The following is a 20,204-nucleotide window of genomic DNA, read 5'->3' as shown; positions in this document are numbered from 1 at the left end:
GCTGCGCGCTGCGGTCAAGAACCGCGCCTCGTGCAGGCAAGCGGCCGGGCCGGATCCGTCGCATGCTCGGTCCCACCGCACGACAGGAGTCTCGCCATGCCGGTTTCGCACCCCAAGTTCCGCGCTGCCGCCGTCCAGGCCGCACCGGTGTTCCTGGACCTCGACGCGTCGATCGACAAGGCCGTGGGCCTGATCGCCGAGGCCGCCGCGCAGGGCGCGCAGCTCGTGGCCTTTCCGGAGACCTGGCTGCCCGGCTACCCGTGGTTCATCTGGCTCGATTCGCCGGCCTGGGCGCTGCAGTTCATCCAGCGCTACCACGACCATTCGTTGGTCGACGGCTCGCCGCAGGCCGATCGCATCGCCCAGGCGGCCCGTGACCACGCCATCATGGTCGTGATGGGCCACAGCGAGAAGGCCGGCGGCAGCCTCTACATGGGCCAGTGGATCATCGACGCCGAGGGCCGCACGGTGGCGCGGCGCCGCAAGCTCAAGCCCACGCACGTGGAGCGCACCGTGTTCGGCGAGGGCGACGGCAGCGACCTCGGCGTGCACGACACCGCGCTCGGCCGCATCGGCGCGCTGTGCTGCTGGGAGCATCTGCAACCGCTGTCGAAGTACGCGATGTACGCGCAGGACGAGCAGGTGCACATCGCCGCCTGGCCGAGCTTCTCGCTCTACCGCGGCGGCGCCCATGCGCTGGGCGCGGAGGTGAACACCGCCGCCAGCCGCATCTACGCGGTCGAGGGCCAGTGCTTCGTGATCGCCCCCTGTGCCACGGTCTCGAAGGAGATGGTGGCGCTGCTGTGCGGCGACGACCCGACGAAGCGACAGCTGCTGCTCGAAGGCGGTGGCTATGCGGGCATCTACGCGCCCGACGGCCGTCTGCTGACCGAGCCGCTGCCGGAGCACACCGAGGGTCTCGTCCTCGCCGAGCTCGACCTGGGCCTGATCACGCTGGCCAAGGCGGCGGCCGATCCGGCCGGCCACTACTCGCGGCCCGACGTGACGCGCCTGCTGCTCGACAAGACACCGCGCGACCGCGTGGTGCTGGCGCCGCAGCGCCCTCCCGGCGCGGCGGCAAGCACCGCCGAGGCCGCAGTGCCGCCGTCCGCCGCGTCGCCCGGCGATCCGGCCGCTGCCGGCCCGTCGACCGCACGCCGCACGGCTTGAGCGTCGGGCGATCGCTGCGTTCACCACGAGCGCCCTTCGCTGCTCAGCCGCCGCGGATGCCCAGCAGGGCTGCCGCCTGCACCGCCGGCGGCCCGCCGAGAAAGAGGTCGGCCACGATCGGCGCCAGCGCGGCCTGGTCGAGCGGGCCCCCGGGCTTCACCCAGGTGAACAGAGCGGATTGTCAGAGGTGAGGAGCCACCGGATCTGACCGCACACCGGCTCGGGCGGATGGGAGCGCTGCCGATGGCGTGGGCAGCGCAGCGGGAGTTGCTGGGGATCGCATAGACCGCCCAACGCAGACCATCACGGCTCCGCGGTGCGGGGCCGATCTTCTTGGGGCGATGATGGTCGGAGGAATTATCCGTACCACTTTGCGAGACCACAGCGAAAGCCTGTCTTGTCAGTCGATGCCGGATGGCCGACCAACTTGATGACCGTGTCTCCGACACGCACCGAAGCGATCGTTCCCGCTGGCGCTGCCTCGTCGCAAACCCTTGTCGGCCCGAAAACGAACCGCGTCGCGGCGGGCTAGCGGGCGTCCGCTTCTCCGGCCGCCTCCTGCAGGCCTTCGAGAGCCTGGAGTAGCTGCCCGCTCGAGGGCGCACGCAGGAATTTGTCGGTGCCCTGCTCCACCTGCTTCTGGGCCTTGGCCCAGTGCGGGGTCGCATCGGCGATCACCTTACGGCCCGCCTTGTTGAGCAGGAGCACGCGCTCGCGCTTGTCGGCAGCCTCCTTCACGTCGACCCAGCCGGCATCGACCAGGAGCTTGACGTTGCGTGAGATCGTCGTCCGGTCGAGCGCGACTTCCACGGCCAGTTGCGTCGAAGTGGCCTCACCCAGCCGGCTCAGGGCCCGCAGCAGCGAGAACTGCGTGATGCGCAGGCCCGCGGGTCGGAGTGCTTCGTCGTAGATGCGCGTCAGCGCGTTCGAGACACGACGGAACTGGGTGCAGTAGCAATCCGTGAACATGCACGCATCATAGGACGAGGATGCCGGGATACAGGGACGCCCCGCTGCATCATCTGCTCAGCCCACACCCAGATCGTCACTCGCCGATCGCCTCCATGTGCTTACGGAGCTCGGCGGGGATCGCTGCCCACCAGGCGGCTTCGCCGCCCGGCAGCGGGAGGAGTTGCCCGTACTCGGCGATCTGCCGTGCGGGCACGTCCACCACGTAGATCTGCACGCAATGCGCAGGCATCTCGGCCGCGTCAGCAACGGCGTTCATGAGCTCGAGCACCAGTCGCTCTTTTGTCTCTCCGTCACGACCGGCTCGAATCTGGCCATGGACGTACACATGATCGGATCGCTGCAGCAGCTTGCCGCCGACAAAGTAGTTTCCAGCCGGAACATCATTGAAGATGACTTGCGCGAAGTAGGCCGGCGCTGAGGCGACCGTGCAGTGCACCCGCGTGATGTCAGCGCCGATTCGCTCCTTCTGTTGTGCTGAAAGCCTCCCTTGGGGCGCGGTAACAACATACGTGGGCATGTCTACTCTCCTGCGTTACGACAAGCGACTGGATTCACGATGAATGCATCATGCAACTACGTGCGTATGCACGCATCATACGGGATCCGTCTCAATGAGATGACGTCGTTTCAAGAGCATCTTCCGGCGAACGAAGGCCTGCACAACGCAACGCGCAACGCAGCCGCACTCGCACTGCCGCCCTCCCCGGCAGCGACGGCTCTCAGCCTTGCGCTTCACGCTCCACGAACGGGGTCGAACTCACCGTCGTGCCATCGTTGTTGCCACACCTCATGCCAAGCTGCAAGTTGTTCGCCAGGCATCGGACGGCCGATGAAATAGCCCTGGGCAACGTCGCAGCCGGCCGCTGACAGGTAGTCCCAGTCCTGACGGTCCTCGATGCCTTCGGCCACGCTCTTCATCCCCAGTTGCGCCGTCATCGTGAGTGTGGCGTCCACGATCGCGCGCAGCGCCGGATTCTCTGCGACCCCGTGGATGAAGCTGCGGTCGAGCTTCAGTTCGTCGAACGGAAAGTCGCGTAACTGCGCGAGCGACGAGTGACCGGTACCGAAGTCGTCGATCGACAAGCCGATGCGTTTCAAGCGCAGCCGGCTCAGGATCTCGAGCGGAGCACGGATGTCCTTCATCAGCCGGCTCTCTGTGACCTCGAGGATCAGGATTTCCGGGGACACATGTTCCTCGGCTGCCGCTTCCGCGACCCGTTCCGGAAAGTCGACCGCAACCAGGCTGTCCATCGATACATTGACCGACATCTGAAGACGCAGCCCGACTCTCTCGCAGGTCTTCACCAGACGCAGCGCGTCCCGGAGCACGCAGCGTGTCAGTGACTCCATCAGCCCGTGGTCCTCGGCCAGGCCGATGAACTGGTCCGGGTACACCATGCCCAGTACCGGGTGCTGCCAGCGCACGAGCGCCTCGACCCCCACCAAGGCCCCGGCGGCAAGATGCACCTTGGGCTGGTAGTGGTTGATCAATTGCGCTTGCTCGATGGCGCGCCCCAAGTCCTCCACCGTGACGGTGCCGAGCACGGCGCGGGCCTGGCGCGCCGGTTCGCCGCTCAGGTGCGTGGCGAGGACTTCACTCAGTTGCTGCGGCGAGACCGGCTTGCCCAGTGTTGCCAACACGGCAATGCCGTGAGCCAGGGCCAGTCGGTGCACGGAATGCAGCACCCTGCTCTCTTCGCCGCTGACCAGCACCAGGCTGCCGCGATAGCCGATGTGCGCCAGATGGCGCACGAATTCGACGCCGTCCATGCCGGGCATCTGCAGATCGCAGAACACGAGCTCGAAGTCCTGCTTCTCCATGGACAGCAGGTCAAGTGCCGGCTGCGCTCCGTCACAGATGGTGACTTCCAGTACCCCGAGCAGCGCGAGTTGTCTGGCCAGCAGCTTGAGCGCAAAGGGGTCATCGTCAACGAGCAGCGTCTTCATGGCAGTGTTGATCCTTGCTACGGCGCAACAGGGCTCGCTACGAGCAATTCGCCGATACGGTGGTCCACGGCTGACAGCGCAGTGTCGAACTGCACCAGGCTCAGCGCCACGCTCTCGCGCTTGCCCGTGCGGCAGGCGTTCTGGAGCTCCGCGCACAGGTCACCCAGGGCGATGGCACCCACCGAGCGCGACGAGGCGCGCAGCCGGTGCGCGATGCTGCCGATTCGCCGGATGTCATCGTCTGCCCGCGCGACGGAGAGTTCTGCAGCGAGCGCACGCGCCGAGTTTCGGAATTCGAGCAGGAACTCCCGTACCACGGCCTGGTCATTGCCGACCAGCGACTGGAGCACCTCGACATCGACCACCAGGCCAGCTGTCGTTACGCCGGGTTCTTCGAGCGGCACGGGCATCGAGTCTTCCGCCTCACCGGGCAGCCAGCGACGAATGGCCGAGCGCAATGCGCGAAGAAGCAAGGGCTTGGTCAGGTACTCGTCCATGCCGGCCGCCAGCGCACGGACTGCCTCGCCCTTCAGCGCGTTGGCGGTCAATGCAAGGATGGGCATCCTCGGCCGCCAGGCGGTGCCTCGCTTCGATTCCTCGGCGCGGATGGCCATCGCCAGGCTGTAGCCGTCCATGCCGGGCATGTGCAGGTCTGTCAGCAGCAAGCCGTACTGGCCCGCACGCCACAGGCGCAGGGCTTCGACGCTGTCGTTGGCCAGTTCGGCGGTATGCCCCAGCAATTCGATCTGGCGCAGGATGACCTTCTGGTTGATCTCGTCATCTTCGGCGACGAGGATCAGGCGGCCCTGCGCCCGCGCCTCGGCGATCGAAGGCGGTTCCATGCGAATCACGCCAGGTTCATCGAAGTCTGTCTCGTAGACCTCATCGGGAGAGGCCCGTGCCGAAGCAATGGCCACTGCATGAAGCAAGGCCACACGACGCAGGCAGTCGCCTTCCAGCGTCACGGCGTTGCCGAAGGAGAGCCTGGCCCTTCGCCCCCTCCCGCGGGTGACGAGGACCTGCCGCGCATCGGGCAGGACGGCGCACGTGGCGCTGAACACGTCGGCCGCCTGCCCGCTGCGTCGGCAGTCCTGGATCAATACCGGGCGCGCCAGGCCACCGGCTTGCGTCACGGCGGCCGCAAGCGTCGGCGGGGTCTGCACGGAGGCTCCGGCATGCACCAGGTAGCGCTCGAAGGTAGTCGCCTGTGCGCCGCCGATCACCAGGCAGTCGACGCCACGCAAGTCAGGCTGGCTGCGCAGCCTCTGGCCTTCCACCGCTTCCAGCGGCAAATGCACGGTGAAGACCGAGCCCTGGCCCATCCGGCTCTGCACGGCGATGCTTCCGCCCATCAAGATCACCAGCCTCTGGCAGATGGCCAGTCCGAGACCGGTCCCGCCGAAGCGGCGCGTCGTCGATGCTTCGGCCTGGTTGAAGGAAGAGAACAGTTGGGCAATCGTCTCGGCCGTCATGCCGATACCGTTGTCCCGCACCTCCAGGACAAGGCGCTGCGGGTCGCCGACCTCGGTATCGACCCGGATCGATACCAGGCCGGGCTGGTGCGGGCGGCCGCCACTGAACTTGATCGCATTGCCGACCAGGTTCAACAGCACCTGCCGCAGTCGGGTCGGATCGGTCCAGATCTGCTCAGGCAGGTCCGGAGAGATGTCGAGATCGAGCCCGACCCCCTTGTCGTCGGCCATCGGCAGCAACGCATCACAGGCTGCTTCGGTCAGGTCCGAGAGGCTCGCGGTCGATCGCTCCAGTTCGAGCCTCCCGGCCTCGATCTTCGAGAAGTCGAGGATGTCGTCGATGATGTTCAACAGCGAAAACGCCGAATCCCGGATGGTCTTGACGGCGTCCGCCTGGAGATCCGGCAGATTGCTGTGTGACAACACCTCGACCATGCCGATGACGCCGTTCATCGGCGTGCGGATCTCGTGGCTCATGGTCGCAAGGAAAGCGCTCTTGGCACGGTTGGCGGCTTCCGCGGCCTCACGGGCGAGCACCAGTTCCGAGGTCCGATCGGCGACGCGGCGCTCCAGCTCGGCGTTCGCGGTCCGGATCTCTTCCTCCGTCTCCTTGCGATCGGCGATGTCGACGCTGAACATCGCGATGCCCTCGAGCGCGGCCAGGATGCTGACGTGGAACCAGACCCTGGACCCGTCCGGAAACAGGAATTCGTGCTCGAGCTGCTGAGGACTGCGCTGTTCCATGCAGCGACGCATCGCTGCAAATACCTCGCTATGTTCGAACCCGGGAGAGACTTCCATCACCGTGCGTCCGAGCATGCCCTCCCTGGCTTGCCGGTTCTGGCGCTCGGCGGTGCTGTTGATGTAGAGATAGCGCCACTCGAAATCGAAGATCTGGCAACCTTCGAGCATGCTGTCCAGGGTGTGCTGGTAGAGCGCTGCACTCGCGCGCAGCGCCTCGGTCATGCGCCCGCGTTCGGTCGTGTCGTGGATCGCAGCCAGCACCATCAACTCGGCCCCCGTGTTCAACGGATTCAGGCTCACGTCGACCGGGAAGATGCTGCCGTCCCGCCGCAGGCCACGCAGGTCGGGGCGTGTCTTGCCCATCGCCTGGGGACGCGGTTCGCTCAGGTACGCGTCGCGCAGCATGGCGAAGCCTTCCCTGTCCTGTTCGGGCATCAACATGTCGCCCTGACTGCCGATCAGCGCCGTGCGATCCCAGCCGAAGATGATCTCCGTCTGGCGATTGACCTGCACGATCGCACCGCGGTTGTCGGTCATCACCAGGGCGGCAGGTGCGCATTCGAACAGATCGACGAAACGACGCTGGTTTGCCACGAGCGCCGCGGTACGCTCCTCGACCCGGCGCTCCAGATCGGTGTTGAGGGCACGCACGGCATCGTCGGCTTCCCGACGAGCCAGCATCTCGCGTCGCACGCCGGTCAGCATCATCACGAAAATCGCCGTCGCACCGGCCAGCGTCAGCATCAGGAAGGCCAGGTAGTCGCGTCGTTCGCGAGCCGCGCGCGCTTCACGCTGGCTCAGCAACACGGCCTCGATGGCATCCATCTCGGATGTGAGCGCAAGGTAGCGGCTCACCAGCACATTCCCGGTGTTCTCTGAGACGGCTGCGCGTGCCGCTTCGAGTCCATCGCGATCACGCAAGTCTGCAATGCGGTCGAGATCCTGGAGCCTGTGCTCCATGACCATCGCGAGGGCGGCCAATCGCTCGGTCTGCGACGGGTTGTCGGCGAGCTGGCTCTGGAGCGTCAGCATCTTCGAGCGCGCCTTCTCCGCATGGGCACTGCTGACGAGCCGCTGTCCGACCGCGCCGGTCAGCAGGTAGTTGCGCTGGGATGACTCTGCATCCGACATCGACGCGTACATCTCCCCCAGTCGCGCGCGTACCTCCTGCGTATGCGCCACCTGCTCGGCGGAATCGACGAAACGTGCGCTGGTGCGGTAGGTGATGCCACCTCCTACCGCCATGAGAACGACAGCACCGACGAGGCCACCGAACACCTTGAACTCGATGGACATTCGAGTCGGCGCCGGCGCCAGCGCGTCGTGTCGATCCCGGCGCGCGAAGGCGATCAGGCTGCCCAAGCCCAGCAGCATGATGGAAAGCAGGGTCGCGACGGAGATCCTGTCGATCGCGAGGTCCGCGTCGATATTGCTCGTCTTCCAGACGCGGACGGTCACGGCAGCGACCCCGAGCAAGGTTGTGGTGAAAGCGGCCAGCCAGACCAGCGGCACGAATCTCGACCTCGACAGGCCAGCGATGGTCAGACCCAGGCAGCCGTAGCCGAGCTGGCCATATCTCGGCGTTTCCTGACCGGAATGCAGGGGCTGCTCGACGCTGGTGCTCGAACCGAAGGACAGCTCATGCATTGCAAGCTGCCAGCCGAATTCGTCCTGCAACAGTGCGACGAGCGCCAGCGCCGCTGCACTCAACCCCAGGCCCGTGGACAGGTTGCGCAGCCCAAACGAAGCAGGCCGCCCCGCCGCGATGAATAGCGCGGTGGCCGTCAAGCTCAAGCCGATGACATCGGCAACATGAGTGTCGAGCGGCGTTGACGAGAGATCCCGCAGGGACGGGACGTCGAGCGTCATTCCGATGAAGGGAAGAATGCCGACGATCAGGCCGAATACGGCCGCCAGTTGGGGCCAAGGCCATCGGCCATCGGCTGTACGCATGAGTGCAAATCTCGAACCGATCCCGCGCACGCCGCGCGGGGTGCTTCGAGCAGAGCACCGCCAATCGGGACGAACGGGTCGAGGCCGTGACGGGTGACCGGGACGTCGATCAGCTAACCCCCACTCGCCGAGGCAGAGAAGAGAGATGCTACGAGCTGATCATACGCGCCGTTCGACGGTGGCCACTCGCGCATCGCCGGGCCGCCCTGCATCCGCAAAGAGGGAATCTCGCGCCAGGAACCGCGATATCACCTTGGGCGGCCGACCAGGGAAGTGCTCCGCCCGGAACCAGGGACCTTCGTCAGCAGCCGTGCGGCAGGCGAGAGACTCTCGCTGCATGGTCAGGTAGACGCGGGTCATCCCGCAGGCCGTGATCCGATCTGACGGGACGCACTCGTGCATGACCTGGCCGAATCCTGAGCACGCGCCAGCGTGACATTCCGCACGCGTGCCGATGCAAGTTGAAAGTTCGACGTAAGTTAGCTGATATTTCAGCTTCATTTCACGCGGTCGCAAGCCGACATCGCCGTCAATGATATTGATGTACTCAATCGTTTGCTTACGCTCGATTAACAACTTGAAAGAGGCATCCCGTGACCTTCTCCAACATGACCGTTCGCGCCAAGCTGACATTGGCTTTCGGCGGACTTTCCGTGCTTGTCCTGCTTGTGGCTGGCTTGGCCGTGAGGTCTCTTGCCGATGAGCATGACCAGTTCGTTGACTATGTGCACGGCGTCAACGCCCGGGCGCAAGCAGCAGCGAACGTTCGGTCGGCAGTTGACCGCCGCGCCATCGCTGCACGCAATCTCGTGCTCATCAGCAAGACCGACGACCTCGCGTCGGAGAAGACAGTGGTCGTTGCCGCGCACGAGGAGGTGCAGCAGAGTCTCGGCAAGCTGAACAAGCTGGTGTCTGATGCCGTGAATCTGACGGACAAGGCACGCGCCTTCGTCACGGAGATGAACAAGATCGAAGCGGCGTATGGTCCGGTCGCCCTGGATATCGTCAGGCTCGCGACCATGGGCAAGCACGACGAGGCCATCGCCAAGATGAATGCCGACTGTCGTCCGCTGTTGGCGGCGCTCGTCAAGACTTCCGACGATTACCGCGACTACACCTTGAGTCGCGCCGCGACGCTGACCGAAACGGCAGAAGCAGACTATGTGCTGCATCGGAATCTTCTGATCCTGGGATGCCTGATTGCATTCTTGTCTGCCGGCATCTCCGGCGCCTTGATCACGCGCAGCCTGACTCGCGCGTTGGGTGCTGAACCAGACCAACTGAGCACTGCCGCCCAACGGGTCGCTCAAGGCGACCTGAGCAAGGTTGAGGGAGTGGCGGCCGCACCGAAGGGTAGCGTCCTGGCGTCCTTGGGCGCCATGCAGGCCAGCCTGGCAGACATCGTCGGACGCGTACGCAACAGCAGCGACAGCATTGCCACCGGCTCGGCGCAGATCGCCACCGGCAATGCCGATCTGAGCCAGCGCACCGAAGAGCAGGCGAGCAACCTCCAACAGACTGCGGCGTCCATGGAGGAGCTGACGGCCACGGTCAAGCAGAACGCAGACACGGCGCGACAGGCAACCCAGCTCGCTGGTTCGGCCTCCGATGCCGCGGCTCAGGGCGGGACCGTTGTGGCCCAGGTCGTCGCCACCATGAGTGCGATCACCGAGTCGAGCAAGAAGATCGCCGACATCATCGGCGTGATCGACGGCATCGCCTTCCAGACCAACATCCTGGCGCTCAACGCCGCAGTGGAAGCGGCCCGCGCCGGCGAGCAAGGCCGTGGCTTCGCGGTGGTGGCGGGTGAAGTGCGCAATCTGGCGCAGCGCAGCGCCCAGGCTGCCAAGGAAATCAAGGAGCTGATCGGAGACAGCGTTGACAAGGTCGAGAACGGCTCGAGGCTCGTCAACGATGCTGGACATTCAATGAACGAGATCGTCGCCCAGGTCAAGCGAGTGAACGATCTCATCAGCGAGATCAGCGCCGCAAGCGTCGAGCAGAGCACCGGCATCAGCCAGGTTGGCGATGCAGTCAGCCAGCTCGATCAGGTGACGCAACAGAATGCGGCGCTGGTTGAGGAAAGTGCGGCCGCCGCAGAAAGCCTGAAGCATCAGGCCGCCACGCTGGCCGATCTGGTGAGCGTGTTCAAGATTGCCGGAGCTTCGGTTGACCATAAGGCATCACGTACTGCAAACGTGTAGCAGGTAGAAAGCAAAACGGGCCCGTAAGGCCCGTGTTTACTAGCTTTCTGGCGGAGAGGGAGGAATCTAACTGACTGTCCAACGCAGTCCAGTCAGATCCACAGAACCGGCCTGCAGCCCAATATTTACGCGGCTTCCACGATTCCACTTGTCTAGCGCCGTCCAAGCGCATACATTCCAATCCATGTCTCAAACGTGGGTTGAGTAGTGGGTACATCGATTGGGCGGAGGACTCTGCACAAGCTGTCGGCCAGACAAGTCGAGGCCGCGAAAGCACCTGGCTACGTTGGCGACGGCGGCGGCCTTTGGCTGCAGGTGAGCCCCACGGGCACCAAGTCCTGGGTGTTCCGATTCACGCGGAACGGACGCTCCCGCGAGATGGGCCTGGGCGCCCTCCACACGGTGTCCCTGGCACGCGCTCGTGAGAAGGCCCGCGAGGCCCGCGAGCTGCTCGTGGATGGTCTAGATCCTCTTGAGGCCCGATCGGCAGAACGCCGCACCGCGGATTCGAATGCCGCGCGAGCCGTCACGTTCGAGGTCGAGGCCGAGACCTACATCGAGGCGCACCGCCACGGGTGGAAGAACGCCAAGCACGCCGACCAGTGGACCAACACGCTGGAGACCTACGCCTACCCGTTCATCGGCAAGCTGTTGGTCAGCGAGATCGACACCGCGCTGGTGATGAAGTGCCTGCAGCCGATCTGGACGACCAAGACCGAGACCGCCTCGCGGGTCCGGGGTCGCATCGAGTCCGTGTTGGATTACGCGACCGCCTTGAAGCACCGCAGCGGCGACAACCCGGCGCGCTGGCGCGGGCACCTGGACAACCTGCTGCCGAAACCGACGAAGGTCTCCAAGACCGAGCACCACGCCGCCCTGCCCTATGCCGAAATCGGCGCATTGATGAAGCTGATCCGTGCCGAGGATGGGCTGTCCGCTCGGGCGCTGGAGTTCACCGTCCTGACCGCTACCCGTACCGGCGAGGCGATCGGCGCCCATTGGTCAGAGATCGATCTGGAGGGCGCCCTGTGGAGCGTGCCGGCCAGCCGAATGAAGGCGGGACTGCCGCACCGCGTGCCGCTCTCCAGACGCGCCCTGAAGTTGCTGGAGGGCTTGCCGAGGTCTGGCCCGCTGGTGTTCCCCGGCATGCGCGAAGGCAAGCCGTTATCGAACATGGCGATGCTGGTTCTGCTGCAGAAGCGCATGGGCCGGCCTGACCTGACCGTCCACGGCTTCCGTTCGACATTCCGGGACTGGGCCGCCGAGTCCACCAACATTGCCAACGAGGTCGTCGAGATGGCCCTGGCGCACAAGATCGAGAACCCCACGGAGGCCGCGTACCGGCGCGGCGAACTCCTCGAACGCCGGGCCAAGCTGATGCAGGCCTGGGCCGACTACTGCGGGCGCGTCCACACCGACGCGACCGTCACCCCGATTCGTGCCAAGAAGGCATGAAGCAAGCGCGGCCGGAAGGTGCTGTAACACCTTCCGGCCGCTGACCGCAACCCACCTACAGAAGAGGTGAATCAATGGCTTCTATGACTGTATCCCCCGCCGGGGACCAATCGCCCACCCCCAAGAGCTACAGCGACTTCTCCCTCCAACTGGGCTGGAAGCTGCATGAGCTGCAGTTCCGGCTCAAGGCTGCCCACGACCTGTTGACGAACAACTCGGCCTATGACTCGGACGACATGGACCAGCTCGGAGTCAGCTACATCATGGCGGGCATCGAAACCGAGCTGACCTCCATGGCCGAGACGCTCACCGACTCCGGCGACATGTACGTTTCGAAGGAGGCCGCTCATGGCTAAGTCCAACACCAACAACCTCGCGAGCTTGCTCGATAAGGCACTGGAGCTGCTGCAGGATCTGCGCGACGACGGCGGGCGCGACTATGCCGTTTGCTGCGCCTTGACGAAGGAGATTGAACGCACCGATGAGCTGATCGCAATTCGACTTGGCGAAGTCCTGGAAGAGCGCCTCCGCGACGGCGCCGTCATCAATTTCATCGAGGAAGCATTGCGTTCGGCGCGCGAGGGGGTGAGCCATGGCTAAGAAGTCCAAAGCCGATTTGACCGTGTGCGCCGAGTTCGACACCTTTGCCGCGCTGCGCGACTGGGCCGATCGGCGAATCAAAGTCGGACCAGACTTGGTGGGAGAGTTCAAGTCGGACGGAAGTGATGAGGCCGTGGCGAACGGCGCGAAGTTGAAGATGTTCGCTGATCGGGTTTGGGCGCTCACCACTCAGGACGGGTTCAGCGAGATCGCGATCATTGCCTTGAAGATGGCGTATTCGGAACTTCTAGCAAAGCGACACCGCTTCCCACAAGATATCGAGCACAGTGCGAAGGTGTGGCGCGCCATCGATGCCATGTGGTGCGCGATGCGGGCCACAGATGACCAGCGACTGCGATCCAAGATTCGGGCGATCTCACGAGAGCTGTGCTCGTTCTCAGACTGGCCCCGATCTGACTGGCCCGGGGTCGCGTGATGCCTGGTGAGAAGCCCAAACCGAAAAAGGCAAAGGCAGCGCCGGGAGGCGCTGACCTACCGAAGGCAACGTCGGGAGACGTGGCTCGCGGGCCTGTGGTTGCATGGAAGTTTGCTGACGGCGGTGTAATGCGCATGCCACTGGAGAAGGTGTTCGACACTGTCAAGAAGCAGGTGGCAGGACTAGCACGCGCCGACGCGATGACAGAGATGTCTCGCAAAGGCGCCGACGCCGCGAAGCTGAAGGCTCAAGCTAAGGGTGCGGCGACTCTTGAGGCAGTGCGGCGCGAGTACGAGAAGCTCCAGACCTCACAGAAAGGTCGAGGAGCAACCGCAATCATCAGCAATCGTCTCAACCTCTCGCTACCGACTGTCAGAGCCCACCTTAAGACTATTCGTGGCGTATGAAAGCAAAGTAGCCCTGGCTACTTTCTTCTATTGACCCGAAATGTGCTGCGTATTGTTGCGCGGCGGTAGTTGAGCTGCTTACGATCGTCCATCGATAACGATCTGGATTGAACCGGACATCTCCGGGGCCGCTCCAGTCGAAAGGATGGACCTGTGAATGACGTTGCTCTGCTCCGACTGCCTGCGGTCTGCGACCTGACCGGCTACAAGCGCAGTTCAATCTACAACCTGATCAAAGCCAAAAAATTCCCGGCTGGCGTCCGACTCGCTGGAGGTGGTGCCGTAGCGTGGCGCGCGCATGAGATCCGGCAATGGATCGAGGCGCAGGGCCAGCAGGTGGCCGCGTGAGAGGCCCGGACGAAAAAGCGCCCGGAGCGGTTGCAGCCGACCGGGCGCTAGAGATAGAACGCACCCCGATTGTCGGCGACAGCACGGACGTTGACAAGAAGTTCGCCACCCTGGCGGCACACCTCGCGCTGAAAGGCTTTGCACTGCATCGCCTGACCTGCGGCGGGTACCTGATCGCACGCTGGGACCGTACCGCGTACGCACCCGATCTGCGCGGCGTGAGCGCCTTCCTGGACCGCACGGAGGGCCGCTGATGGAGCCCGTCTACGCAGCCGAATCCGCCATCGACAAGATCGCGGTCGAGTTTCGAGCCTGGGGCAGGAAGAGGCCCCGCACCCTCAACGCACGGGAGGCCCTCGCTGTCCTGCAGTTCGAAGCCACGTTCATCGCGGTGGCCGCCTGCAATCTGGCGAACGGCAAGCCGCTCACCGCTGAAGACCGGCAGCGCCTACTTGTCGCCGCGCAGCGCTTCGATGTGCTGGCAGATGAGGCCATCGGATGACCGCGCCGCTCCTGGAAGAAGCGCAGGCCAGGTACGACAAGCACCACGGGGTCAAGGCGAAGCCCGAGCCCCTGCTCGACGTGATGGCCGCGCTGAGCCAATGGAAGGTCACTGACGAACAGGTGGAGTTGATGGAAGCAACGCGGATCATCTGGCGCGACACGGTGGCGCTCGGGCATCTGGGGGTCTGGTGCAGCGCGGCGAACGGCGGCAAGAGCGCTCTCGCCCGCTTCGCTGCTGGTGAACTCGCCCACCGGGAATATCACGTCCTGTATCTCAACGAGGATGCCGGCGCCGGTGATCTGCCGGCGATGCACGAGCACGCCAAGCAGCACCGATACACCCTGCTGAACAGCACGCTCACAGGATCGTCGCCCGACGCCCAGCTCGATGTGCTGAATCGGCTCGTCCACGACGGCGCGGATCTCAACGGCTACGTGCTGATCTTCGACACGTTGAAGAAGTACGTGGACCTGATGAGCAAGGGCGGATCGCGGGCGTTCTTCAGGCTCATGCGGGCACTGACCCAGCGCGGCGCCACCATCATCCTCCTGGCCCACACGAACAAGCACATCGGCCTCGACGGCAAGCCGATGTTCGAAGGGGTCGGTGATGTCCGCAACGACGTTGACGAGCTGTTCTACCTGGACGCCACGGACAAGGACGAGCGCGGCATCAGAACCCTGACGCTACGCCCCGACAAGACCCGCTGCGCGGTCAAGGCCGTGACGTTCATGCTGGACACCACCGACATGACGATGCGTGCCCTAGATCGCGTCATCGATGTGCAGGAGATGGAACGCACCCGCCGGCAGCAGGAGCAGGACCGCGAGGTGATCGACGCCATCGACGAGGCGCTGCTCGGCGGCGGCATGAACCGCACGGAGCTGATCGACCTCGCCAGCACCAGAAGCGGCCACGGCGCCAAGAGCGTGCGCAAGGTGCTGGATCGCTACTGCTCCGAAGACACGAGCGACGCGAAGGCGCTCTGGATGGTGACGAACGTTCGCATCAACAACAGCCGGTACATCAGCCGTAAGCCGGGCCGTCTGCCCCCTCTGCCAAACCGCCAAACCGCCGAACCGTTCCAACCTGCCGAACCTGCCGAACCGACGCGCGAGCAGGCATGGAGATGAGCCTCGATTGCCTTGAAACCCGCATGGCTGCTGGGTTCGGCCGGTTTTGTCGGTTTGTTTGGTTCGGTAGGTATTTACCTTTTTACAGGGGGCAGAGATGAACGCCGCTCTCCATGCCGCTGCCTGGCTCTGGCTGTGGTGGTGCTGCCGGGGGGGCCCTCAGGATCTCCCAAGGCGAGCAAGGCCTGACCGCCTCCGAAGTCTTCCTTTCCTAAACCTAACCAGAAACAGGCCGCTGCGCTCAGACGCGGCTCCCAAACACGAGGTGAACTGATGTCGACTTTCTCGAAGGCCTTTGCTGCAAGACAGGCCGCTGCCCAGCTCAAGACCACCATCCGCTTCTGCGGCGCCCCCTTCCGCCGCGTTCCTTATGGCGTGGACTATCCCGATGGACTGCCCCTGTGCCGAGACTGCGGCGTCGAGCACGGCCAGCTTCATGTGCCCACCTGCTGCGTCGAGCGCTGCCCGGTCTGCACCAAGCAAGCCATCGGCTGCGACTGTGCGGATGACGATGAAGTCATGGCGTGATGGACGGACCACGGCACAGCGGGGATACGGTGGACGCTGGCAGCGCGCCCGTGCCGCCTTCCTGGTCCGGCACCCGCTGTGCGTGTTCTGCCGGCGCCAGGGCCGCATCGCGATCGCCGAGGTCGTCGACCACATCAAGCCGCACCGCGGCGATCTCAAGATGTTCTGGGACCGGAACAACTGGCAGGTACTGTGCAAGGTCTGCCATGACCGAGACAAGAAGCGCATCGAGACCGGCAACGTCAAGGTGCAGATCGGGATCGACGGCTGGCCTGTCGAGGGCTGAGGGGGGCGGGGTTCTGGAAATTTCGATGAACGGTTCTCCTGACCGCCTCCGAACCAAAACGCGCGCATCCGCAATTCAGCATATGACCCCTGCGGAGGTTCAAAACGCCTTGGGGGCGCACCGACGTGCTGGTGACCTGTAGTCAAGCCGCCGCCGATCTCGGCGTGTCCGCCAGCCAGGTGCGACGGTGGGTTCAGTCTGGTGCGCCTGTCGCCCGGGACCGGCGGCCGATGCTGGTCGATCTCGAGGATCTGCGGCAGTGGCGTCAGCGCCAGGCCGCCGACGTGCTGCAGGCCGTGGCCATCTCGATGCTCAGGGCCGTGCGGTGCGAGATGGCCGACGGGAAGAGCGCATCCCGACTGCTGGGCATCGACGACCGGCGCGCCGCTGCATTGATGCTGGCTACGTTCGATCGCGTCCACGTCGACCTGACGGGGCACGAGTCCGATGGAGCGGTTCACGAAGCCGTCGCGCAGATGCGCCGCATCGCCGGGCTCGCCGTGTGAACGCGCATGCCGTGCGCGTTTGTCTATTCTGAAATTGCCAACTTGGAAAACGCCATGCTCGACGACAACCCGCTCATCAAGCCCCTCAAGACCGCGTTCTTTGAACGGGCCTACGTCTTCGCTGCGCATCTGCAGGCCGAGGTCGATGCGGGCCAGATGACTTCTGAGGAAGCCAACCGCCGACTCGTCGAGATCATGGGGCAGCCTGAAATGCTGCAGGCAGTCATCGACGCATCGGTCGCCCACGAGACCGTCAACTGAGGATCAACATGCGCGCCTTCTCAACCATCCAGCTCAAGGCCGACGGCTCAGGCGACGGAACCCTGATCGGCATTGCCTCCACTCCAGAAACGGACAGGCAAGGCGATGTTCTCCTGCCTGAAGGAGCGGTGTTCAAGCTCCCGCTGCCGCTGTTGTGGCAGCACCGTCATGACGAACCTCTCGGCTTCGTCACCTCAGCGCGTGTGACATCGAAAGGGATCGAGATCGTCGCGAAGATCGCACTCGGCGTCAGCGAACAGATCGACCGCGCATACAAGCTGGTTCAGTCCGGTCTGGTCCGTGGTCTCTCCGTCGGCTTCCGAGGCCTGGAGGTCGAGCAGATTGCGACCGGCCTCCTCTTCAGGCGCTGGGAGATGCTTGAACTCAGCGCGGTCACGATCGCTGCCAACTCGGGCGCGTCGATCACGGCCGTGAAAGCAGCGTGCGGCGTCCGTACTGCGCCCCGCTTCGGAGGCACCGTGTCTTTGGTGAGCCCTCGCGGCGGTGGCGTGAAGCTCACTACCTCCGGCGGTGGCGTCAAACTCACCCAGCGCGGCATCCGGCTGGTGAAGCCCGGCGTTCGGCTGACTCGGCCCTGAGCATGGACGCTCAAGCGTTGCAACACATACAGCGACAGCTCTCGGTGCTGATGCAAGTCGGCCCTGCTGCTGCTGCCGCAATTGAGAGCCTTGCCGGGCGCCTGGGCGCGATTGAACGTCAAGTCACCGGCATGCAGAAGAAGCTCGATGACGGACAGCGCGGCATCGCATTCCGTGGAGCTTGGCAAGAAGCCGTCGACTACTCCGACGGCTCCATCGTCACGTTCAACCAGCGCGCCTACGTAGCGATACGGGGCGTGCGCGCCGGTGGCGCAGCCCCCAACCGGCAGGGCAGCGGTTGGCTTCACATGTTCGATCAATCGGAGGTTCCGCGATGACAGATCCGTCCATCTCAAGACTGCATGAAGTTTGCGCGATGCTCAGTACCGGTCAGAAGGTCGTGTCTGGAATCGACCCGGAAGTCTTTGGGGCTGCAATCGGCGATCTGATCCGCGAAGCCATCGACCCACTGGTCGATCGCATCCGCGATCTCGAAGCCCGACTTGATCGGCTGCAGGTTTCCACCACCGGAGGTGGCGATGCATGACGAGATCGATCGCGACGCCGTCGAAGAAGTGCACCGCCTCCAGAACCTTGCGGCCCTCAACGCCCTGGTCGAGCGCGGCCAATGGACGCAGCGGGAGGCCGATCACATCCACGCGGCCTTCATGAGGTCCGACGCCCTGCAGACGCTCATCACGCATGACGTTCAGCGGCTGGAGGCCTTCCTGGCCGGCCAGGTTCACTGATCAAGGAGACATTACTTTGGCAAACCGATCGCTGGGCACCTTGTCGCTCGATATCGTTGCGAAGATCGGCGGCTACGTCGACGGCCTAAGCAAGGCCGAACGCGAGACTACCAAGCGCGCCAAGGCGATCGAGTCGGCTTTGAGCGGCGCTGTCGGAGTCCTGGCCGGCGCTGCGTCGATCTCGACGTTCACGGCCTACATCAAGAACGCTACGGACAGCCTCGACCAGCTCAACGATGTAGCCGACGCCACCGGCAGCACGGTCGAGAGCATCAGCGCGCTTGAGGATGTTGCACGCAAGACAGGCGCCACGATCGACACAGTCGAATCCTCGCTGATCAAGTTCAACTCGCAGCTCACGGCGGCCGATGGCAAGAACGAAGTCTCCCGTGCGCTCAAGCAGATCGGCGTCGATGCCGAGGATCTGAAGCGCCTCGACCCCGCAGAAGCGCTGCGTCAAACGGCAGTCGCGCTGTCCAAGTTCGCGAGCGATGGTGACAAAGCCCGCGCAGTGCAGATCTTGTTCGGCAAGTCGGTCAAGGAGGCAGCTCCGTTCCTCAAGGATCTCGCGGAGGCCGGGCAACTCAATGCCACCGTGACCACGAAGCAGGCCGAGCAAGCGGAGAAGTTCAACAAGCAGATCTTCGCGCTCCAGAAGGAACTGAGCGACATCGCTCGCATCACGTCGTTGCCGGTGATCGAGCAACTGAACGACTTCTTCGACGGCATCAGCAGGAAGCGCCAGGCCTACGGGAGTCTGTTCGCCGGCCTGATGGACAACTTCAGGTTCGATCAAGCTGATGATGTTGGTGGGAACCTCACCAAGACGTTCAACGAGATCGAAGCAGCACAAAAGCGCATCGCGCGCATCAACCAGATCACGGCGCGGGACGGCATCAGCGAAGTCCTGGTGAAGCGCTACGAGACAGAGACCAAAGAGCTGTTGGAACAGATCAAGCTGCTGAAGCAGCGCGAGAAGTACCTGCTGCTGAACGGGGCAGATCCCGGCAGCAATGACCCTGCAGAGCTTGCCCGACGTGGCAGAGCCCCCAAGGGCATCGGCGTCATCAAGGACACGCCCAAAATCGGCAAGTCGCCTGTTCCTGGCATCGAAGGAATTCCGCTCGACAGGACCGAAGCCTTCCGGCAATTCGAACTCGCTGCTCAAGCCGCTACCGATCAGGCCCTGGCAACGGCTCGGCTCACCGACGCCGAGAAATTCCGCATCGATGGCCTCGACAAGATGCTCAAGGCGCAGAGCGACCTCAACGCCCTGCTCGATGCCACCCCTTCAGCGCAGCTCGCGAAGGCTCGTGAACAACTCGATCTTCTCGCCGATGCCCTGGCAAAGGCCGCTGATCCTGAACAGGCACAGCGCATCAAGGAGGCGATGGATGCCGTCGCGAAGAATGCCGGCCTGCTCCCGATCATCGACGAAATGGAGAAGGTCAACGAGATCGGCAAGGAACTTGGATTGACGTTCAGCTCCGCATTCGAGGACGCGATCGTCGGCGGCAAGGGATTGAGCGACATCCTGAAGGGCCTGGAGCAGGACATCGTTCGGATCATCACCCGCAAGAGCATCACTGAGCCGCTGGGCGAGGCGATCGGCGGCCTGTTCAAGACCTCCGGTGGCGGTGGAGGCAACATCTTCGAGAGCGCCTTCTCTGCAATCGCAGGAGCATTTTCTGGAGGCTTCGCCGAGGGCGGAACCATCCCTGCGGGCCACTGGGGCGTAGTCGGCGAGAAAGGTCCGGAGCTTGCCTTCGGCGGCGCATCTGGTTTGAACATCACGCCCAACGGTGGAGGCCGACCGCTGATCGTGCATGTCCAAGCGGCACCCAACATGAGCCGCGACAGCGCCATGCAGCAAGGTGCCCAGATCGGCAACGGCATCCAGCGTGCCCTATCGAGGAACGGCTAGGAGGA

24 protein-coding genes and 1 pseudogene are annotated in these 20,204 nt (G+C 64.1%); 20 read left to right on the top strand and 5 right to left on the bottom strand.

The genetic code is table 11. The features are described 5' to 3' along the window. Positions 1-96: 96 nt before the first annotated feature. Complete coding sequence (locus ASC67_RS08905; RefSeq protein WP_056318112.1) at positions 97-1,170, top strand: carbon-nitrogen hydrolase family protein; 1,074 nt, start codon at positions 97-99, stop codon at positions 1,168-1,170. Between the two features lie 43 nt (positions 1,171-1,213). Here ASC67_RS08905 and ASC67_RS21270 read toward each other — a convergent pair. From ASC67_RS21270 to ASC67_RS08885, 5 genes and pseudogenes are all read right to left on the bottom strand, one after another. Continuing rightward, positions 1,214-1,342, bottom strand: a pseudogene (locus ASC67_RS21270) (TetR/AcrR family transcriptional regulator); the annotation flags it as partial. A 356-nt stretch (positions 1,343-1,698) separates the two neighbouring features. Then, on the bottom strand, positions 1,699-2,139 hold the full coding sequence (locus tag ASC67_RS08900) for a MarR family winged helix-turn-helix transcriptional regulator (RefSeq protein WP_056318108.1): 441 nt from the start codon (positions 2,137-2,139) through the stop codon (positions 1,699-1,701). Between the two features lie 76 nt (positions 2,140-2,215). Next, positions 2,216-2,659 (bottom strand): tautomerase family protein, encoded by a 444-nt coding sequence (locus ASC67_RS08895; RefSeq protein WP_056318103.1) that lies wholly within the window; start codon positions 2,657-2,659, stop codon positions 2,216-2,218. Between the two features lie 215 nt (positions 2,660-2,874). Continuing rightward, positions 2,875-4,089: an EAL domain-containing protein gene (locus ASC67_RS08890; RefSeq protein WP_056318099.1), complete on the bottom strand. Its 1,215-nt coding sequence runs from the start codon at positions 4,087-4,089 to the stop codon at positions 2,875-2,877. Positions 4,090-4,106: 17 nt separating this feature from the next. Further along, positions 4,107-8,258 (bottom strand): PAS domain S-box protein, encoded by a 4,152-nt coding sequence (locus tag ASC67_RS08885; protein WP_082535908.1) that lies wholly within the window; start codon positions 8,256-8,258, stop codon positions 4,107-4,109. A gap of 593 nt (positions 8,259-8,851) precedes the next feature. Between ASC67_RS08885 and ASC67_RS08880 the strand changes: the two genes are divergently transcribed. The 19 genes from ASC67_RS08880 to ASC67_RS08810 all read left to right on the top strand — a co-directional run bounded on the left by ASC67_RS08880 (position 8,852) and on the right by ASC67_RS08810 (position 20,199). Next, on the top strand, positions 8,852-10,462 hold the full coding sequence (locus tag ASC67_RS08880; RefSeq protein WP_310731976.1) for a methyl-accepting chemotaxis protein: 1,611 nt from the start codon (positions 8,852-8,854) through the stop codon (positions 10,460-10,462). A gap of 207 nt (positions 10,463-10,669) precedes the next feature. Next, entirely contained in the window at positions 10,670-11,917 is a 1,248-nt protein-coding gene (locus tag ASC67_RS08875; RefSeq protein ID WP_310731975.1) for a phage integrase central domain-containing protein, read from the top strand. 83 nt (positions 11,918-12,000) lie between these two features. Continuing rightward, positions 12,001-12,273: a hypothetical protein gene (locus ASC67_RS08870; protein WP_056318093.1), complete on the top strand. Its 273-nt coding sequence runs from the start codon at positions 12,001-12,003 to the stop codon at positions 12,271-12,273. Continuing rightward, on the top strand, positions 12,266-12,517 hold the full coding sequence (locus tag ASC67_RS08865) for a hypothetical protein (RefSeq protein WP_056318090.1): 252 nt from the start codon (positions 12,266-12,268) through the stop codon (positions 12,515-12,517). Before ASC67_RS08870 ends, ASC67_RS08865 begins: the two co-directional genes overlap by 8 nt. Beyond that, the gene (locus ASC67_RS08860) at positions 12,510-12,953 is read left to right on the top strand and encodes a hypothetical protein (RefSeq protein WP_056318087.1); all 444 of its coding nucleotides are present in this window, start codon (positions 12,510-12,512) and stop codon (positions 12,951-12,953) included. The genes ASC67_RS08865 and ASC67_RS08860 overlap by 8 nt, the downstream gene beginning before the upstream one ends. A 134-nt stretch (positions 12,954-13,087) precedes the next feature. Continuing rightward, positions 13,088-13,360, top strand: a complete 273-nt coding sequence (locus tag ASC67_RS20555) for a hypothetical protein (protein ID WP_156466708.1) — start codon at positions 13,088-13,090, stop codon at positions 13,358-13,360. 153 nt (positions 13,361-13,513) lie between these two features. After that, positions 13,514-13,708, top strand: coding sequence for an AlpA family transcriptional regulator (locus ASC67_RS20260; RefSeq protein WP_082535907.1), 195 nt, complete (start codon positions 13,514-13,516; stop codon positions 13,706-13,708). After that, positions 13,705-13,962, top strand: coding sequence for a hypothetical protein (locus ASC67_RS08855; protein ID WP_056318085.1), 258 nt, complete (start codon positions 13,705-13,707; stop codon positions 13,960-13,962). Before ASC67_RS20260 ends, ASC67_RS08855 begins: the two co-directional genes overlap by 4 nt. Continuing rightward, complete coding sequence (locus tag ASC67_RS08850) at positions 13,962-14,210, top strand: hypothetical protein (protein WP_056318082.1); 249 nt, start codon at positions 13,962-13,964, stop codon at positions 14,208-14,210. The genes ASC67_RS08855 and ASC67_RS08850 overlap by 1 nt, the downstream gene beginning before the upstream one ends. Then, positions 14,207-15,346 (top strand): hypothetical protein, encoded by a 1,140-nt coding sequence (locus ASC67_RS08845; RefSeq protein ID WP_056318080.1) that lies wholly within the window; start codon positions 14,207-14,209, stop codon positions 15,344-15,346. The genes ASC67_RS08850 and ASC67_RS08845 overlap by 4 nt, the downstream gene beginning before the upstream one ends. Before the next feature lie 273 nt (positions 15,347-15,619). Further along, positions 15,620-15,874 (top strand): hypothetical protein, encoded by a 255-nt coding sequence (locus ASC67_RS20550; RefSeq protein ID WP_156466707.1) that lies wholly within the window; start codon positions 15,620-15,622, stop codon positions 15,872-15,874. Continuing rightward, positions 15,852-16,160 carry an HNH endonuclease gene (locus tag ASC67_RS08840; protein WP_056318077.1) on the top strand — a complete coding sequence of 103 codons (309 nt, stop codon included), beginning with the start codon at positions 15,852-15,854 and terminating at the stop codon, positions 16,158-16,160. Before ASC67_RS20550 ends, ASC67_RS08840 begins: the two co-directional genes overlap by 23 nt. A gap of 230 nt (positions 16,161-16,390) precedes the next feature. Further along, entirely contained in the window at positions 16,391-16,666 is a 276-nt protein-coding gene (locus ASC67_RS08835; protein WP_056318074.1) for a hypothetical protein, read from the top strand. A gap of 54 nt (positions 16,667-16,720) precedes the next feature. Further along, the gene (locus tag ASC67_RS08830; protein WP_056318071.1) at positions 16,721-16,927 is read left to right on the top strand and encodes a hypothetical protein; all 207 of its coding nucleotides are present in this window, start codon (positions 16,721-16,723) and stop codon (positions 16,925-16,927) included. 8 nt (positions 16,928-16,935) lie between these two features. Next, positions 16,936-17,526 (top strand): HK97 family phage prohead protease, encoded by a 591-nt coding sequence (locus ASC67_RS08825; protein ID WP_056318067.1) that lies wholly within the window; start codon positions 16,936-16,938, stop codon positions 17,524-17,526. A gap of 2 nt (positions 17,527-17,528) precedes the next feature. Continuing rightward, on the top strand, positions 17,529-17,864 hold the full coding sequence (locus ASC67_RS08820) for a hypothetical protein (protein ID WP_056318064.1): 336 nt from the start codon (positions 17,529-17,531) through the stop codon (positions 17,862-17,864). Further along, on the top strand, positions 17,861-18,073 hold the full coding sequence (locus ASC67_RS20545) for a hypothetical protein (protein WP_156466706.1): 213 nt from the start codon (positions 17,861-17,863) through the stop codon (positions 18,071-18,073). Before ASC67_RS08820 ends, ASC67_RS20545 begins: the two co-directional genes overlap by 4 nt. Further along, a complete protein-coding gene (locus ASC67_RS08815; protein ID WP_056318061.1) occupies positions 18,066-18,275 on the top strand; it encodes a hypothetical protein in 210 nt (69 codons plus the stop codon). Before ASC67_RS20545 ends, ASC67_RS08815 begins: the two co-directional genes overlap by 8 nt. A gap of 16 nt (positions 18,276-18,291) precedes the next feature. Next, entirely contained in the window at positions 18,292-20,199 is a 1,908-nt protein-coding gene (locus tag ASC67_RS08810) for a hypothetical protein (protein WP_056318058.1), read from the top strand. Positions 20,200-20,204 lie beyond the last annotated feature (5 nt).

Source organism: Methylibium sp. Root1272 (genome assembly GCF_001425905.1).
Classification (GTDB): domain Bacteria; phylum Pseudomonadota; class Gammaproteobacteria; order Burkholderiales; family Burkholderiaceae_C; genus Methylibium.
This window is presented reverse-complemented; position numbering and strand designations above follow the sequence as displayed.